General features: G+C 69.2%; 15 protein-coding genes and 1 pseudogene. 9 read left to right on the forward strand and 7 right to left on the reverse strand.

Annotated features, from left to right (window positions below):
• Positions 1-14: 14 nt before the first annotated feature.
• Complete coding sequence (locus AUC47_RS13955) at positions 15-1,676, reverse strand: glycoside hydrolase family 13 protein (protein ID WP_096715796.1); 1,662 nt, start codon at positions 1,674-1,676, stop codon at positions 15-17.
• A 138-nt stretch (positions 1,677-1,814) separates the two neighbouring features.
• On the opposite strand from AUC47_RS13955, the pseudogene AUC47_RS13960 reads away from it, so the two are divergent.
• Positions 1,815-1,994: pseudogene (locus AUC47_RS13960) on the forward strand (DUF1761 domain-containing protein); the annotation flags it as partial.
• Here the strand turns inward: AUC47_RS13960 and AUC47_RS13965 are convergent.
• Entirely contained in the window at positions 1,991-2,461 is a 471-nt protein-coding gene (locus AUC47_RS13965) for a VOC family protein (protein ID WP_096715797.1), read from the reverse strand. The pseudogene AUC47_RS13960 and the gene AUC47_RS13965 sit on opposite strands and share 4 nt — an antisense overlap.
• A 206-nt stretch (positions 2,462-2,667) precedes the next feature.
• Between AUC47_RS13965 and AUC47_RS13970 the strand changes: the two genes are divergently transcribed.
• A complete protein-coding gene (locus AUC47_RS13970; RefSeq protein WP_256999590.1) occupies positions 2,668-3,903 on the forward strand; it encodes a hypothetical protein in 1,236 nt (411 codons plus the stop codon).
• 155 nt (positions 3,904-4,058) lie between these two features.
• Here AUC47_RS13970 and purQ read toward each other — a convergent pair whose 3' ends face one another.
• The 3 genes from purQ to AUC47_RS13985 are packed head-to-tail and all read right to left on the reverse strand — an operon-like array spanning position 4,059 to position 5,614.
• A complete protein-coding gene (gene purQ, locus AUC47_RS13975; protein WP_096715798.1) occupies positions 4,059-4,766 on the reverse strand; it encodes a phosphoribosylformylglycinamidine synthase subunit PurQ in 708 nt (235 codons plus the stop codon).
• Entirely contained in the window at positions 4,763-5,011 is a 249-nt protein-coding gene (gene purS, locus AUC47_RS13980) for a phosphoribosylformylglycinamidine synthase subunit PurS (protein ID WP_096715799.1), read from the reverse strand. The genes purQ and purS overlap by 4 nt, the downstream gene beginning before the upstream one ends.
• A gap of 39 nt (positions 5,012-5,050) precedes the next feature.
• Positions 5,051-5,614, reverse strand: a complete 564-nt coding sequence (locus AUC47_RS13985; RefSeq protein WP_096715800.1) for a DUF2306 domain-containing protein — start codon at positions 5,612-5,614, stop codon at positions 5,051-5,053.
• Between the two features lie 66 nt (positions 5,615-5,680).
• Between AUC47_RS13985 and AUC47_RS13990 the strand changes: the two genes are divergently transcribed.
• Positions 5,681-6,298 (forward strand): MerR family transcriptional regulator, encoded by a 618-nt coding sequence (locus AUC47_RS13990; RefSeq protein ID WP_179297637.1) that lies wholly within the window; start codon positions 5,681-5,683, stop codon positions 6,296-6,298.
• A gap of 18 nt (positions 6,299-6,316) precedes the next feature.
• Here AUC47_RS13990 and AUC47_RS13995 read toward each other — a convergent pair whose 3' ends face one another.
• Complete coding sequence (locus AUC47_RS13995; protein ID WP_096715802.1) at positions 6,317-6,850, reverse strand: adenine phosphoribosyltransferase; 534 nt, start codon at positions 6,848-6,850, stop codon at positions 6,317-6,319.
• A gap of 238 nt (positions 6,851-7,088) precedes the next feature.
• On the opposite strand from AUC47_RS13995, the gene AUC47_RS14000 reads away from it, so the two are divergent.
• From AUC47_RS14000 to AUC47_RS14025, 6 genes are all read left to right on the forward strand, one after another.
• Entirely contained in the window at positions 7,089-8,396 is a 1,308-nt protein-coding gene (locus AUC47_RS14000) for an ABC transporter substrate-binding protein (protein WP_096715803.1), read from the forward strand.
• 180 nt (positions 8,397-8,576) lie between these two features.
• Positions 8,577-9,614 (forward strand): carbohydrate ABC transporter permease, encoded by a 1,038-nt coding sequence (locus AUC47_RS14005; RefSeq protein ID WP_096715804.1) that lies wholly within the window; start codon positions 8,577-8,579, stop codon positions 9,612-9,614.
• Entirely contained in the window at positions 9,611-10,501 is an 891-nt protein-coding gene (locus AUC47_RS14010) for a carbohydrate ABC transporter permease (RefSeq protein ID WP_096715805.1), read from the forward strand. The genes AUC47_RS14005 and AUC47_RS14010 overlap by 4 nt, the downstream gene beginning before the upstream one ends.
• A 5-nt stretch (positions 10,502-10,506) precedes the next feature.
• Positions 10,507-11,937, forward strand: coding sequence for a GH1 family beta-glucosidase (locus tag AUC47_RS14015; protein ID WP_179297638.1), 1,431 nt, complete (start codon positions 10,507-10,509; stop codon positions 11,935-11,937).
• A gap of 56 nt (positions 11,938-11,993) precedes the next feature.
• Positions 11,994-12,989 carry a LacI family DNA-binding transcriptional regulator gene (locus AUC47_RS14020; RefSeq protein WP_096715807.1) on the forward strand — a complete coding sequence of 332 codons (996 nt, stop codon included), beginning with the start codon at positions 11,994-11,996 and terminating at the stop codon, positions 12,987-12,989.
• Between the two features lie 175 nt (positions 12,990-13,164).
• Positions 13,165-13,827, forward strand: coding sequence for a TetR/AcrR family transcriptional regulator (locus AUC47_RS14025; protein ID WP_096715814.1), 663 nt, complete (start codon positions 13,165-13,167; stop codon positions 13,825-13,827).
• 79 nt (positions 13,828-13,906) lie between these two features.
• Here AUC47_RS14025 and AUC47_RS14030 read toward each other — a convergent pair whose 3' ends face one another.
• A complete protein-coding gene (locus AUC47_RS14030) occupies positions 13,907-15,262 on the reverse strand; it encodes a uracil-xanthine permease family protein (RefSeq protein WP_096715808.1) in 1,356 nt (451 codons plus the stop codon).
• Between the last annotated feature and the right edge of the window lie 125 nt (positions 15,263-15,387).

The following is a 15,387-nucleotide window of genomic DNA, read 5'->3' on the forward strand; positions in this document are numbered from 1 at the left end:
AAGCGGATGCCGGATCAGTCCGTCGTGTACCAGACGGCCGTATCGACGGGCAGCGCGTCGCCGTCGAACGGCTGGCTCGCGACGAGCACCCTGGCACCGGCCGGCAGGTCGAGCGGCTCCGTGCCGAGGTTCGCGACGACGTGCACCGCGCCGCGGCGGAAGGCGACGGCATCCGCACCGGCGTCCTCCCAGGCGAGCGAGCCCGATCCGAAGCCGTGCTCCTTGCGCACGGCGAGCAGCCGCTTGTAGAGCGCGAGGGTCGAGGTCTCGTCCTTCTCCTCGACGTCGCGGGCGTAGGCCGTCCAGTCGGCCGGCTGCGGCAGCCATGACGCCCCGCTCTCGTTGAAGCCGAATGCCGGGGCGTCGGCCTCCCACGGGATCGGCACGCGGCATCCGTCGCGACCGTAGCGCTCGCCGTTGGTGCGGAACCAGGTCGGGTCCTGGCGGAAGGCGTCGGGGATCTCCATCGCCTCGGGCAGTCCGAGCTCCTCGCCCTGGTAGAGGTACGCCGAACCGGGGAGGGCGAGCATGACGGTCGTGGCTGCGCGCCCTCGAGCGAGACCGATCGCCGTATCCGGCTTGTTCGGCGTGAGCGGGCCGATGCCGTCGCCCTGTGGGTTCTCCTCGGTGAGCGCGAGGCGCGAGGCGTGCCGCACGACGTCGTGGTTCGACAGCACCCAGGTGCTGGGGGCGCCGACGGCGCCGAACTCCTCGAGCGATTCGCGGATGACGTCGCGCAGCGCCTCGGCATCCCACTCGGTCATGAGGTACGGGAAGTTGAAGGTCTGGTGCATCTCGTCGGGGCGCACCCACAGCGCGGTCTGCTTCAGCGTCGGCATCCAGGCCTCGCCGCACAGCGCGCGGTCGCCGTCGTACTCCGCGAGCACACGGTGCCAGTCGCGGTAGATGTCGTGCACGCCGTCCTGACCCCAGTACGGCACGTTCGCCTCGCCGCCGCCCATGGAGTCGGCGTCGGCCGGCGGGGTGTAGTCGGGCAGACCGTCGGCCTTGATCATGCCGTGCGCCACGTCGACGCGGAATCCGTCGACCCCGCGGTCGAGCCAGAAGCGGAGGATCGAGCGGAACTCCTCGCGGACCTCCTCGTTCGTCCAGTCGAAGTCGGGCTGCGTGGGGTCGAAGATGTGCAGGTACCACTGGCCGGGCGTGCCGTCGGCCTCGGTCACGCGCTCCCACATGCCGCCGCCGAAGACGGACTCCCAGTTGTTCGGTGGGAGCTCGCCGTTCTCGCCCTTGCCGTCGCGGAAGATGTATCGCGCGCGCTCGGGGCTGCCGGGCGCGGCCTTGAGAGCCGCCTGGAACCACGCGTGCTGCGCCGAGGAGTGGTTCGGCACGAGGTCGACGATGACGCGGATGCCGCGGCGGTGCGCCTCGTTCAGCATGGTGTCGAAGTCGTCGAGCGTGCCGAACAGCGGGTCGACGTCGCGGTAGTCGGCCACGTCGTAGCCCGCGTCGCGCTGCGGGCTCGTCATGAACGGGCTCAGCCAGATCGCGTCGACGCCGAGCTCCTTCAGCGAGTCGAGGCGGCTCGTGATGCCCGGCAGATCGCCGATGCCGTCGCCCGAGGCGTCGGCGAACGAGCGGGGGTAGATCTGATAGATGACGGCGCTGCGCCACCACTCGGAACCGGGGGCTGCGATCTGCTCAAGCTGTGCCATGGCACCAGGCTAATGGAAAGGGAGGACAGGGATCGAATCGTTTCGGTCGTTGCGCGCTCCGGGTGCTTCCCGCCGAGGTCGCCACCGGAGAGTATGCTGCGGCCAACCGACGATGCGGAGGCGGTCATGGTTCCCCTCTGGGGCACGATCGTCACGGCCGTGCTGCTGTGGGCCGGTTTCACCGCTGCGCGCTTCGTCACGCACGACGCCTTCGAGGGGCGGCCGACCGGGCTGACCGCCATGAACATCGCGCACGAGCTCGTGACGGTGGTGGTGATGGCGGTGCTGATCGGCGTGTGGCCGCCGGTCCTCGGCTAGTCGCCGGGAGAAGGTTCCTCCGTGTCCGCCCGCGTCTTCGTGAGGTCCTGCGCGAGCATCACGATGATGCCGCTCGGGCCACGCAGGTAGGTGAGTCGGTAGACGTCCTGGTAGTTCGCGACGCCTCGCAGCGGGAGGCATCCGTGGCGCGCGGCGATCGCCAGCGATTCATCGATGTCGTCCACCGAGAACGCGACCCGGTGCATCCCGATCTCGTTCGGCCGGGTCGGCTCGGTCTCGATGGCGTCCGGATGGATGTACTCGAAGAACTCCAGCTGCCCGTGCCCGTCGGGCGTCTGCAGCACCGCGATCCTGGCGTGGTTGCCGTCGAGACCGACGGCCGTCGAGGCCCAGTCCCCGCTCACCTCGTCGCGACCGACCACGGTCAGACCGAGATCGGTGAAGAAGGCGATGGCCTCGTCGAGGTCGCGGACGGCGATGCCGACGTTCTCCAGTGCGATGGGCATGGCAGGGATGCTACCCGCGCACCCGCGCGGTGACCAGAGCGCCGCTGGACGGATGGATGCAGGAACATAGACCTTCGCCTCTACTGCATCAGCTGTTCGGCTGTCAGCATGCTGGGGTGACCTGCAGGTCGCCCGCGCTCTCGCACCGCGCGGTTCCGACCGAGGGGGTCATGATGTCCGGTATCGCGCGCCGTCCGATGAGGCGGATGGTCGCTGCGATGGTGGTCGCCACGACCGTGCTCGCGGGTGCCGCCACCGTCATCTCCAGCGCGGTCGCCTCGGCCGACGACCCGGCTTCGGAGGCGAACGTGCCCGACCCCAGCCTCTCCGTCTCGCTCGCATACGAATTCCTCGACGGGCGCGTCGACGAGTTCTGCGACGGGGCCGGAATGTGCCTCCCGCGCAGCTATCAGGGCGGTTTCTTCACCGACCTCCCGACCTGGGACTTCACCCCGTCGTTCGTCTACGACGACGCCCTCGTGATCATCGCGTACACGGCCCGCGGACTGCCCGACGATCTGCGGCGTGCGCAGGCGATCGGCGACACCCTCCTGTTCGTGCAGGAGAGCGACCCGATCGGCGACGGGCGGGTGCGCACGTCGTACGAGCCGCACGGCATTCGCCAGGGTCGGATGGAGATCACCGGCCCCGGAACGTTCACCGGCAACCAGGCATGGGTCGGGATGGCGCTCGCACGGCTCTTCCACGCGACCGGCGAGCAGAAGTACCTCGACGGCGCCCTCGACATCGCGCAGTGGATCCAGACGAACACCGCCGACATGGCGCGTGCCCCCTACGGCTATACGGGCGGACAGCTCGAGGACGGCACCTCTCTCGTGTGGAAGTCCACCGAGCACAACAGCGACATCGCCGGATTCTTCGGGCAGCTCGCGACGCTCACCGGCGACCCGGTGTGGGCGCAGCGCTCGGCGGTCGCGGCCGACTTCGTCGCGGCGATGCAGGCGGCGGACGGGCACGTCGACACCGGCACGCTCCTCGACGGAAGCACCGTCAACACCCACCCCAAGCCGCTCGATGCGCAGACCTGGAGCTACCTCGGCACGGGCGACGCCCGCTTCGGCACAGCCCTCGACTGGACGGCCGCGAACCTCATCGCCACCGACGGTCCGTACAGCGGGCCGTCGATCAGCGACGTGGACGTCTCGAAGGTCTGGTTCGAGGGCAGCGGGCACCTGGCGCTCGCACTGCGCCTGCGCGACGGGGTCGGCGATGCGGATGCCGCGGAATCGCTGCTCGACAGCATCCGCCTCGCGCAGCGCGATGCGCCGAACGGCGACGGCAAGGGGATCGTCGCGACCTCGACCGACGGTCTCGACTCCGGGTTCGGCGATCTCTACTACGCGAGTCTGCACACGGGTACGACGGCCTGGTACCTGCTCGCCGCCGCGGGCGACAACCCCTTCACGTTTCCCGCGCCCTGATTCGTCGCCCGCCGCGTCGCCCGTCCGAACGCCGAGCCACCCCTTTCGTGCCGAGCCACCCCCGTGCGTGATGCACGCAAGGGGGTGGGTCGCACGAAAGGGGGTGGCTCGGCGAGGTAGGCGCGGCTCGCGTGATGCGACGCGCGCGGAAGCGATCAGGCGGCGGCGCGGGCGACCGCGGCGACCGCGCTCGTGAAGAAGTCGAGGCCGTCGACACCGCTGCGCATCGCGGCGGTCGTGTCGGGACCGAAGCCCGGCTCTGTGGCGTGCTCGGGGTGGGGCATGAGACCCACGACGTTGCCTGCCTCGTTCGTCAGTCCCGCGATGTCGCGCAGCGACCCGTTCGGGTTCACGCCCGCGTAGCGGAACGCGACGAGGCCCTCGCCCTCGATGCGGTCGAGCGTCTCGTCGTCGGCGATGTAGCCGCCGTCGGCGTTCTTCAGCGGGATGACGATCTCCTGACCGGTGCGGAACCGGTTGGTCCACGCGGTGTCGGAGTTCTCGACGACGAGCTTCTGGTCGCGACGCACGAAGTGCTGGTGGTCGTTGCGGATCAGGCCGCCGGGCAGCAGATGCGCCTCGACGAGCATCTGGAAGCCGTTGCAGATGCCGAGCACGGGCATGCCCTTCGCCGCGGCATCCTTCACCTCGGCCATGATCGGCGAGAGTGCGGCGATCGCGCCCGCGCGCAGGTAGTCGCCGTAGCTGAAGCCGCCCGGGAGCACGAGAGCGTCGACTCCCTCGAGGTCGTGCGAGCCGTGCCACAGGGCGACGGGCTCGGCGCCGGCGATGCGCACGGCGCGCTGCGCGTCGCGGTCGTCGAGCGACCCGGGGAAGGTGATGACCCCGATACGGACGGTCACTCCGCCACCTCGACGCCCACGACGTCTTCGATCACGGAGTTCGACAGCACCTCGTCGGCGATGCGACGGGCCTCGGCGAGCACCTCGTCGGTGACCTCGCCCTCGACAGTGAGCTCGAAGCGCTTGCCGATGCGGACGTCGGTGAAGCCCTCGACGCCGAGGCGCGCGAACGCTCCGGAGACGGCCTTCCCCTGCGGGTCGAGCAGTTCGGGCTTGGGCATGACGTCGACGACGATAGTGGGCATGACGGCTCCAGGAGTCGCGGGCGGACGGGCGACTCCAGTCTACTGTCCCGGCGCTGCGGCCACCTCCGCGGACCCGGAGGCGGATGCGGAGGCGGATGCCGTGCGCTTCCGCGCGGCGCGAGCGCGTGCACGGCCGTGGAGGAACCGGCGCCCCTGCGGAGACAGCACGGCGAGCACCCACAGCGTCGCGGCGGCGATGATCGCCGCGACGATCGCCCAGAAGAGAGTGGGGTCGTCGACGGCCAGGGTCGGAATGGCCCGACCCGGTACCAGTGCGGCGAAAGTGCCTGCGGCGACCGTCCCCGCCCAGGAGCCGATCATGTTGCCGCGGTGCGCCTTCACGTCGCCGCGCATGATCGCTCGGATGCCGAGGGTCGTCGTGATCAGCGTGAAGATGGCGAGGCCGTGGAAGACCGTGAATCCGCCGCCCTCGTAGATGAAGAGGCCCGAGACGCAGACGAAGTACATCATCACCGCGAAGGTGCGGCCGAGGAATCGATGCGCGGCATCCTTCCGTCGGCGCAGGAAGTTCACCGGACCGAGCAGGATGACGAACGAGGCTGCCACCGCGTGGATCGGGATGAGGATGTGGAGGAGGTCCATGCTGGCAGGATAGGGTCGCTATCCGATGGCCGCATCCTGGATAGCAAGACCGCGGAGGACGATCCGATGAAGCTGGCGCAGTTGGCTGCGCGCACGGGCGCGAGCACCGCCTCGCTCAAGTTCTGGATGCGTGAGGGCATCCTGCCGCCCGGTGAGCTGCGCAATCAGACCACCGCGGTCTATGGCGACCGCCACTGCGAGCGGGTGGCCCTGATCCAGACGCTCCGCGCCGAGTTCGACGCGTCGATCGCGCAGATACGTGCGCTGACGGCGCTGATCGATCGGCCGGATGCCGCGCCGCTCGACGTCATGCAGGCGTGCCAGGTCCTCGCGACGGGCATGAGCATCGCCGAGGAGCCCGACCCCGTGCAGGAGGCGCTGCTCGCCGAGCTGCACGAGAGGATGGGCTGGGTGCCGTTCGGAAGCGTCGCGGGCTCGGCGCTGGTGCGGGCGCTCGCCCAGTCGGCGCGCGTGGGCTACGCGTACGACCTGGGGGATCTCGTGCATTATGCGCAGGCACTCGAGCCGATCGCCGTGGCCGACCTCGAGTCGATCCATCCCGAGGGCACCCTCGACACGGTCGCGCGGAACCTGCTCGTCGCCGCGGCCGCGCAGCACCGCGTGCTGGTCGCGATGAACCAGCTCGCACATACGGCCGCCGCGGTGCGGACAGCCCTGGGCTGACGGCGCTCGGCCTGCGCGTCAGGCGGAGTGGAAGACCGTGTGCAGGTCGCCGATGGCCTCGCGCCCGCCGAGGCCGTCGATCTCGAAGAGCACCGAGATGCCGGCGACGTGGCTGCCGAGGCGCTCGACGAGCTGACGTCCGGCGGCGAGGGTCCCGCCGGTCGCGAGCACGTCGTCGATGAGCAGCACGCGAGACCCTGCTGGGAGATCGTCGTGCATCTCGATCGTCGCCGTGCCGTATTCGAGCGCGTAGTCGACGGATGCCGCGGGGCGGGGCAGCTTGCCGGCCTTGCGGATCGGGATCAGGCCGACACCCGCCGCGATCGCCGCGGCGCCCGCGAGGATGAACCCGCGAGCCTCGATGCCGGCGACCACGTCGAACTGCCCGGCGAACGGCTCGATGATGGCTTCGGTCGTGACGCGTAGCGCCTCGGCATCCGCCAGCAGCGGCGTGATATCGCGGAAGATGATGCCCGGTTCCGGGTAGTCCGGGATGCTGCGGATCAGCGACGCGGCGCGGGTGAGGGCAGGGGAGAGTTCGGTGTCGGGCACCGGACAAGGGTACGCCGACTCGTCGGGGTCGCGAATCTCGGACGGATGCACGTTCTGCGGCCTGAAACCCCGAGACGCGTCCGCAGAAGTTGCCCATCGCCGCAGAACGTGACGGCCGAACCGTGCTTGACATCCGTGGGAGCGCTCCCATAGAGTCGCCATCAACGTTGTGGGAGCGCTCCCATGGCACCGTGAACCTTGCACCACCACCGCACGACCCACCACAAAGGAGTGACCTGTGAACACACGTGCCCGCACCCGGATCCTGACGGCGACAGCCGCGGCATCCGTCTCCGCCCTCGCCCTCGCCGGCTGCGCCGCGACCGGCTCCGGCGACGCCGAAGGAGGTGACGGCGACATCACGCTCACCGTCACCACGTTCGGCACCTTCGGCTACGACGACCTCTACGACGAGTACGAGAAGGCGCACCCGAACATCACGATCGAGGCGACCAACATCGACACCGGCGGCAACGCCCGCACCGACGCGTTCACGAAGATCGCCGCGGGATCCGGGCTCAGCGACATCGTCGCGATCGAAGAGGGCTGGCTCGGCGCCGTCATGGACGTCTCCGACACCTTCGTCGACCTCCGTGACTACGGCATCGAGGACCGCAAGGACGACTGGGTCGACTGGAAGTACGGACAGGCGACGGATGCCGAGGGCCGCGTGATCGGCTACGGCACCGACATCGGTCCGAGCGGCATCTGCTACAACGGCGCCGCGTTCGAGGCCGCGGGCCTGCCGAGCGATCGTGAGTCGGTCGCTCAGCTGCTCGACGGCGACTGGGAGAACTACTTCCAGGTCGGCGCCGACTACACCGCCAAGACCGGCAAGGCCTGGTACGACCACTCCGGCTTCGTCTGGAACGCCATGGTCAACCAGCTCGAGGAGGGGTACTACACCTCCGACGGCGAGCTGAACGTCGAGGACAACGCCGAGCTCAAGGAGCGCTTCGAGCTGCTCGGCGCGGCGACCGAGGGAGGCCAGTCCGCTGCCCAGACCGCGTGGGACTGGAACGGCGGCAAGTCGTTCGTCGACGGAACGTTCGCCACGTTCGTCTGCCCCGGCTGGATGCTCGGCGTCGTGCAGGGGCAGGTCGAGGCCGGCGGCGGCGACGCCACGACCGGCTGGGACTTCGCCGACGTCTTCCCCGGCGGCGCTGCGAACTGGGGCGGCGCGTTCCTGTCGATCCCCGAGACCTCGCAGCACAAGGAGGCGGCCGCCGAGCTCGCCGACTGGCTGACGCAGCCCGAGCAGCAGGTCAAGCAGTCGGCGGCGGCCGGGAACTTCCCGTCGACCGTGAAGGCCCAGGAGACGCTCGCAGCGGATGCCACGCCCAACGCGTTCTTCAACGACGCCCCGACCGGCGCGATTCTCGCCGAGCGGGCGAAGGGTGTGGTCGCGCAGTTCAAGGGCGCTGACGACTCCGTCATCCAGGAGAATGTCTTCGGACCGGCGCTCAGCGCGCTCGACCGCGGCGAGACCGACACGCAGGGTGCCTGGGAGCAGGCCATCGGCCTGCTGGACGAGCTGGTCGGCTGACCCACCCGTAGGTCACCGCGTCTCGTCGCGCTCCGCTCGCTCAACGACCTGCGGCCACTCCGCGGGTCGTTGAGCAAGGACGACGGAGTCGACCGAGACGAGACGCGGTGAGCCGCACAGGGCACCTCACCGCGTTTCGTCTCGCTCCGCTCGCTCAACGACCATCGACAAGGAACCCTCATGACTCTCACCGAAGAGCGTCCGGCGACGGCATCCCCGACGTCGAAGACGGATGCCGTGCCGCGGCGCTCCTGGCGGCACCGCCTCTCGCGGTTCGACCAGAACGCCTCGCCGTACTTCTACATCTCGCCCTTCTTCCTGCTGTTCGGACTCGTGGGGCTCTTCCCGCTGCTGTACACGGTGTGGGTCGCGGTGCACGAATGGGACCTGCTGAAGGGGCAGGGCGAGTTCGTCGGCGTGGGCAACTTCGCCGAGATCCTCGCCGACGGGATGTTCTGGAACTCGATCGGCAACACCCTGAGCATCTTCGTGCTCTCCGCGATCCCACAGCTCGCGATCGCCCTGCTCATCGCCTACCTGCTCGACCGCGGCCTGCGGGCGCCGACCTTCTGGCGCATGAGCGTGCTCATCCCGTTCGTCGTGACGCCGGTGGCGGTCGCGATCATCTTCTCGAGCATCTTCAACGAGGCCGACGGTCTCGCCAACAACCTCCTCAATCTCATCGGCATCGCCGACCAGCAGTGGAAGCACGACACGTTCCTGTCGCACATCGCCATCGCCGTGATGGTGAACTTCCGCTGGACCGGTTACAACGCGCTCATCCTGCTCGCCGCGATGCAGGCCGTTCCCCGTGACCTGTACGAGTCGGCGGCGCTGGACGGCGCAGGCGCGGCGCGGCGGTTCTTCTCGATCACGATCCCCACGATCCGGCCGACCCTGATCTTCGTCATCATCACGGCCACGATCGGCGGCCTGCAGATCTTCGCCGAGCCCCGGCTCTTCGACGTCTCCACTGCCGGCGGCATCGGCGGCAGTGATCGGCAGTTCCAGACGACCGTGCTGTTCCTGTGGGAGATGGCGTTCTTCCGCCGCGACCTCGGCGAGGCGTCGGCCGTCGCGATCCTGCTCTTCCTGCTCATCGTCGGCATCGGCGTCATCAACTTCCTCATCTCGCGACGCATCTCGACGGGAGACGGCCCTCGCAGCCGCTCCACCCGGCGCCGCACCCGTCCCACCAGCAAGGACAGCGCGCGATGACCGCCACGATGGCACTCAGCGTCCCCGAGAAGATCCGCCGACGCCGAGGTGCATCGGGCGGAACCGCGGGCATCGGCAGCCGACCCGGCTTCCTGACCTACGGACTGCTCGCGGCGTTCATCATCGGCAGCGTCTACCCGCTGTGGTGGTCGATCGTCGTGGCCAGCGGCACGAATGCTACGCGCGGCGAGACGCTTCCGCTCGTCCCCGGCGGCAACTTCTTCGCCAATGCGGCCAAGGTGCTCGACGCCATTCCGTTCTGGCTCGCGCTCGGCAACTCGTTCCTCATCTCGGCCATCATCACGGTCTCGGTCGTGACGTTCTCGACGCTCGCCGGATACGCCTTCGCCAAGCTGCGGTTCCGCGGTCGCGACGGCCTGCTCGTGTTCGTCATCGCGACCATGGCGATCCCGACGCAGCTCGGCATCATCCCGCTGTTCATGCTCATGCGAGAGCTGGGCTGGACCGGGTCGATCGGCGCAGTGATCGTGCCGACCCTCGTCACCGCGTTCGGCGTCTTCTTCATGCGGCAGTACCTCGTCGACGTGATTCCCGACGAGCTGATCGAGGCCGCCCGCGTCGACGGAGCGAACCAGTTCCGCACGTTCCTCACCGTGGGAGTGCCCGCCGCGCGCCCGGCCATGGCCATCCTCGGGCTCTTCACGTTCATGACCGCGTGGACCGATTACCTCTGGCCGCTCATCGTGCTCTCGCCGCAGAATCCGACCCTCCAGACGGCTCTCAGCCAGCTGCAGTCGGGCTACTACATCGACTACTCGATCGTGCTTGCCGGCGCCGTGCTGGCCACGCTGCCGCTGCTCGCGCTCTTCGTCGTCGCCGGGCGCCAGCTCGTGAGTGGCATCATGGCGGGCGCGGTGAAAGGATGACGTCCATGACCCGTGCCTTCCCCGAGGACTTCCTGTTCGGAGCCGCCACGGCGGCCTACCAGATCGAGGGGGCGGCGTTCGAGGACGGCCGTACGGCGTCGATCTGGGATGCGTTCAGCAGGGAGCCCGGCGCGGTGGTGCGGGGCGAGAACGGCGACGTGGCGTGCGATCACTACCATCGCTACCCGCAGGACGTCGCGCTCATGAAGGATCTGGGTCTGCAGACGTACCGCTTCTCGACCTCGTGGTCGCGGGTGCGACCCGACGGCGGTGCCGTGAACCCGAAGGGCGTCGACTTCTACAGCCGACTCGTCGATGAACTCCTCGGTGCCGGCATCCTGCCCTGGCTGACGCTGTACCACTGGGACATGCCGCAGGCGCTGCAGGATGCCGGGGGCTGGACGAACCGCGACACCGTCGGCCGGTTCCTCGAGTACGCGGGCACCATGCACGATGCGCTCGGCGACCGCGTGAACGTGTGGACGACGCTCAACGAGCCCTGGTGCTCGTCGTTCCTGTCGTACACGGGAGGCGAGCACGCGCCCGGTCACACGAGCATCGCCGAGGGGCTGCTGGCCTCGCATCACCTGCTGCTCGCCCACGGCGAGACGGTGCGCGAACTGCGCGGGCGCGACGCGAGCCTCAACCTCGGCATCACCCTCAATCACACGGTCGCCGATCCCGCCGACCCCGCGAACCCTGCCGACGTCGACGCCGCGCGGCGGGTCGACGGCCAGTTCAACCGCTGGTTCCTCGACCCGATCTACCGCGCGCAGTATCCGTCCGACATCGTCGAGGACATCCGTGCGGTCGACGCCGAGGCCGTGGCGCGGTTCGAGGATGCCGTGCACGACGGCGACCTCGAGACGATCGGGCAGCGCATCGACACGCAGGGCGTGAACTACTATCACGGCGACCTCGTGGCCGGCGAGGCACCGGCAGATCCGCCGCACGTGAGCGGGCCGGCGACCGACCGTCCCGGCCGCAGCCCGTACCCGTCGAGCGCCGGCATCCATCCGGTGGAGCGCGGGCTGCCGCGCACGGCACAGGACTGGGAGGTGCAGCCCGAGGGCCTCACCCGGCTGCTGCAGCGGGTGTGGACGGAGTACGCCGAGCCCGCAGGCACCGTGCTCTACGTCACCGAGAACGGTGCCGCCTACGACGACGTCGCCGTGGTCGAAGACGGCGAGACCCGTGTGCACGACGAGGACCGCGCCGAGTTCGTGCGCCTGCACCTGGATGCCGTGCTCGACGCGGCGGAGGCGGGGGTCGACGTGCGCGGCTTCTTCTACTGGTCGCTGTTCGACAACTTCGAGTGGGCCTGGGGATACGACAAGCGTTTCGGCATCGTGCGCGTCGATTACGACACGCAGGAGCGCAGCGTGAAGGACTCCGGCCGGGAGTACGCTCGGATCATCGCCGCCCGGGCGCTCTGACGCCGGGTCGGCGGATCTGGGAAGACCCGACCGTCGGCCGGGTGGAGGGGAGAGCCGTGGCGACTCGCGCGACCATCGAAGAGGTGGCCTCGGCGGCCGGCGTGTCCCGGTCGACGGTGTCACGCGTGGTGAACGGCTCGACCGCGGTGAGCCCCGAGGCGTTGGACGCCGTGCAGCGAGCGATAGCCGAGCTCAACTACGTGCCCAACAGGGCGGCACGGTCGCTCGCTTCCCGCCAGACGCACGCGATCGCGCTGATCGTGCCGGAGGACACCACGACGTTCTTCGGCGATCCCTTCTTCGCGGCGATCGTGGCCGGCATCACGGGTGCCCTGCGTGGTTCGGACTACCTCCTCAACCTGCTCATCGCGACCGATGACCCCGGCGACAAGATGGCGAGCTTCGTGCGCAACGGCGGCGTCGACGGCGCGCTGATCGTCTCGCATCACACGATCGACGCGTTCATCGAGCGCGTGGCCGACGCCGTGCCCGTCGTGTGGGGCGGTCGGCCGGTGCATCGCCGCGAGGGCGATTACGTCGTCGACGTCGACAATGTGGCCGGCGCGCGGACGGCCACGCAGCACCTGCTCAGCACGGGCCGCCGCCGCATCGCGACGATCACGGGACCGCTCACGATGGCGTCGTCGGGCGATCGGCTGCAGGGCTTCCGCGGCGCGCTGACGGACGCGGGACTGGTGCCGTTCGCCGAGGAGGCCGGTGACTACAGCGAGGCGAGCGGGGCGGATGCCGCGCGCCGCATCCTCGCGACCGGCACCCCCGACGCGATCTTCGTGGCGAGCGACCTCATGGCGAGAGGGGCGCTGACGGCGCTCCGGGCCACCGGCATCCGCGTTCCCGACGACGTGGCCCTCGTCGGATACGACGACTCCTCGGTCGCGCTGTCGACCGATCCGCCGCTCACGACCGTGCGGCAGCCGATGTACGCCCAGGGTGAGGCGATGGCGGGCGTGCTGCTCCGCAATCTCGCCGGCGAAGCGCCGGAGACCACGACGATCCTGCCGACCGAGCTGGTCGTGCGCGGGTCTGCCTGACCCGGGAGATACACGGGTGCGGACCCGACGCCCCTCCGAGGGGGCCCGCACCCGTGTGGCGTGCGCGGACGGTCGTCATATGACCGATCGCGAAATATTGAATGTACGTTCAAAGGTTATTGTAGAGGTTTGGCATCGATTTCCGACGTCGTCCGATCCTGGGGAAGTGGACAACATGGCCCGTTCCGACGAGCAGAACAGGCAGGCCCGTGAGCGGGCTCGCGAGAAGATCCTCCTCGCGGCGATAGAACTCTTCGGCGAGAAGGGCGTCGCGGGAGCCAGCATCTCCGACATCACCCGCCGCGCCGGTGTCGCTCAGGGGCTCGCCAACTATCACTTCGGAGGCAAGGACCAGCTGATCTCCGCGGTCATCGACCGATGGTTCGAGATGCTGTTCGGCATCCCGCAGGTGCCCGGCACCCCCGACGAGCGGCTCGCCGGCATCATCGACGGCGTCTTCATGGCGACCGGGTTCGCGATGCCCGTGCAGCGTGCCGTGCTCTCGATGCAGCAGCAGCCGGTCACGCACCGGCTCTTCGCCGAGTCGGAGGAGCGCTTCGGCCGGCAGGCCACCGAGTCGGAGAACATCGTGCGCGAGCTCTTCCGCGAGCGAGGCGCCGACGACCCGGCGCTCGAAGAGGTCATGCTGCGCAGCACCCTCGAGGGCGCGATCATCAAGTACGCGGTGTACGGCGAGTCGTTCCCGCTCGAAGACGCCCGCCGCTGGATGCACCGGCTCTACGGACTCCCCGAGCCCACGGCGCCGCTGCCTCTCGACCTGCCCCCGCGCGACGAGGACCTGCGGATCCGCGCGATCCGCGCCGTTCGCAGCTGCTGAGAGACGGACGACGGCTCGAATCTCGGATGCCGCTGCGCGCAGCATCCGTGATTCGAACCGTCGTCCGGCTTCGGTGCGGTCAGGCGGGGTCGCCCCCGAGCGGGCCGACCGCCTCGAGCGGCTTCGGGTCGTCGGCGCCCGTCTTGCGCGCCCGCGCGATGAGGTTGCCCAGGTGGTAGATGAGCAGCGCCGCGACCGTACCGAGCACGATGCCGCCGAACGCGAAGTCGCCGAGGTTCATCGAGAAGCCGGCGATTCCGATCACGAGCGACACGGCGGCCGTGTACTGGTTCACCGGACGTGAGAAGTCGACCCTGCTGTCGACCCAGATCTTGATGCCGATGATGCCGATCAGGCCGTAGAGCGCGGTCGCCGCGCCGCCGAGCACGCCCGCCGGGATCGAGTTGAACACCTCGCCGACCTTCGGCGAGAACGCCAGCAGGATCGCGAAGAGTCCGGCAACCCAGTAGACGGCGGTCGAGTACACGCGGGTCGCGGCCATCACGCCGATGTTCTCGCCGTAGGTCGTGGTGCCGGAGCCGCCGAAGCCACCTGCGATCGTCGTGGCGACACCGTCGGCGATGAGCGCGCGGCCGGTGTGCTTGTTGATCGAGGCGTCCTCGGTCATGGTGGCGACGCCGCGCACGTGGCCGACGTTCTCGGCGATGAGCACGAGGACGACGGGCAGGAACATCGCGATGGTCGACCAGGTGCCGGGTTCGACGAAGTCGGGGAGTTGGAAGTCCGGCAGCCCGATCCACGGGGCGTCGGCGATGAGCTCGGCGGGAGTCTTGCCGTCGCGAAGCGCGTTCGGCACGTCGAACGACCCGTTGAACGCGGCCCAGATGAAGCCGACCGCGACGCCCAGGAAGATCGAGATCCGACCGAGGAAGCCGCGGAACAGCACAGCGAAGAGGATGATCGCGACGAGTGTGATGGTCGCGGTGACGGGGTCGAGCTGGAAGTTGTTCCACGCGGTCGGCGCGAGGTTGAAGCCGATCAGGGCGACGATGGCCCCGGCGACGACCGGCGGCATGAGCGCGTCGACCCAGCGCAGGCCGGCGAACTGCACGACGAGACCGACGACCGCGAGCAGGATGCCGACGGCGACGACACCAGCGAGCGCCGAACCGGTGCCGCCCGCGGCGACCGCGGCGGTGATCGGTGCGATGAACGCGAACGACGAGCCGAGGTAGCTGGGCAGCTGGTTCTTCGTGATGAGCAGGAAGATCAGGGTGCCGAGACCGCTGAAGAGCAGGGTGGTCGAGACGGGGAAGCCGGTGAGCGTCGGCACCAGGAACGTCGCGCCGAACATCGCGACGACGTGCTGCGCGCCGATCGCGATCGTGGCCGGCCAGTTCAGACGCTCGGCGGGAGTGACGACGGCGCCGGGCTCGACCGTGCGGCCGTTGCCGTGGATCTTCCACAGGGGCATGCGGGCTCCTCAGGTGTCGGGGGAGGGAGGGAGTGCTGGAGCAACACTATCGATTCCTGAGTGTTCCCTGGGTGCGGTGGCGGCTCGACCGGCTCACACGCAATGAAGGAGATCTCTCGTATCGA

It is taken from the genome of Microbacterium sp. SZ1 (assembly GCF_002362255.1).
Classification (GTDB): domain Bacteria; phylum Actinomycetota; class Actinomycetes; order Actinomycetales; family Microbacteriaceae; genus Microbacterium.

Bases quoted from the DNA above. Each gene is read 5' to 3' on its own strand.
- AUC47_RS13985 (WP_096715800.1), bottom strand. From the start codon at position 5,614: ATGGACCTCCTCCACATCCTCATCCCGATCCACGCGGTGGCAGCCTCG.
- AUC47_RS13990 (WP_179297637.1), top strand. From the start codon at position 5,681: ATGAAGCTGGCGCAGTTGGCTGCGCGCACGGGCGCGAGCACCGCCTCG.
- AUC47_RS14010 (WP_096715805.1), top strand. From the start codon at position 9,611: ATGACCGCCACGATGGCACTCAGCGTCCCCGAGAAGATCCGCCGACGC.
- purS (WP_096715799.1), bottom strand. From the start codon at position 5,011: ATGCCCACTATCGTCGTCGACGTCATGCCCAAGCCCGAACTGCTCGAC.
- AUC47_RS14005 (WP_096715804.1), top strand. From the start codon at position 8,577: ATGACTCTCACCGAAGAGCGTCCGGCGACGGCATCCCCGACGTCGAAG.
- AUC47_RS13955 (WP_096715796.1), bottom strand. From the start codon at position 1,676: ATGGCACAGCTTGAGCAGATCGCAGCCCCCGGTTCCGAGTGGTGGCGC.
- AUC47_RS13965 (WP_096715797.1), bottom strand. From the start codon at position 2,461: ATGCCCATCGCACTGGAGAACGTCGGCATCGCCGTCCGCGACCTCGAC.
- AUC47_RS14025 (WP_096715814.1), top strand. From the start codon at position 13,165: ATGGCCCGTTCCGACGAGCAGAACAGGCAGGCCCGTGAGCGGGCTCGC.
- AUC47_RS14015 (WP_179297638.1), top strand. From the start codon at position 10,507: ATGACCCGTGCCTTCCCCGAGGACTTCCTGTTCGGAGCCGCCACGGCG.
- AUC47_RS13970 (WP_256999590.1), top strand. From the start codon at position 2,668: ATGGTCGCTGCGATGGTGGTCGCCACGACCGTGCTCGCGGGTGCCGCC.
- AUC47_RS14030 (WP_096715808.1), bottom strand. From the start codon at position 15,262: ATGCCCCTGTGGAAGATCCACGGCAACGGCCGCACGGTCGAGCCCGGC.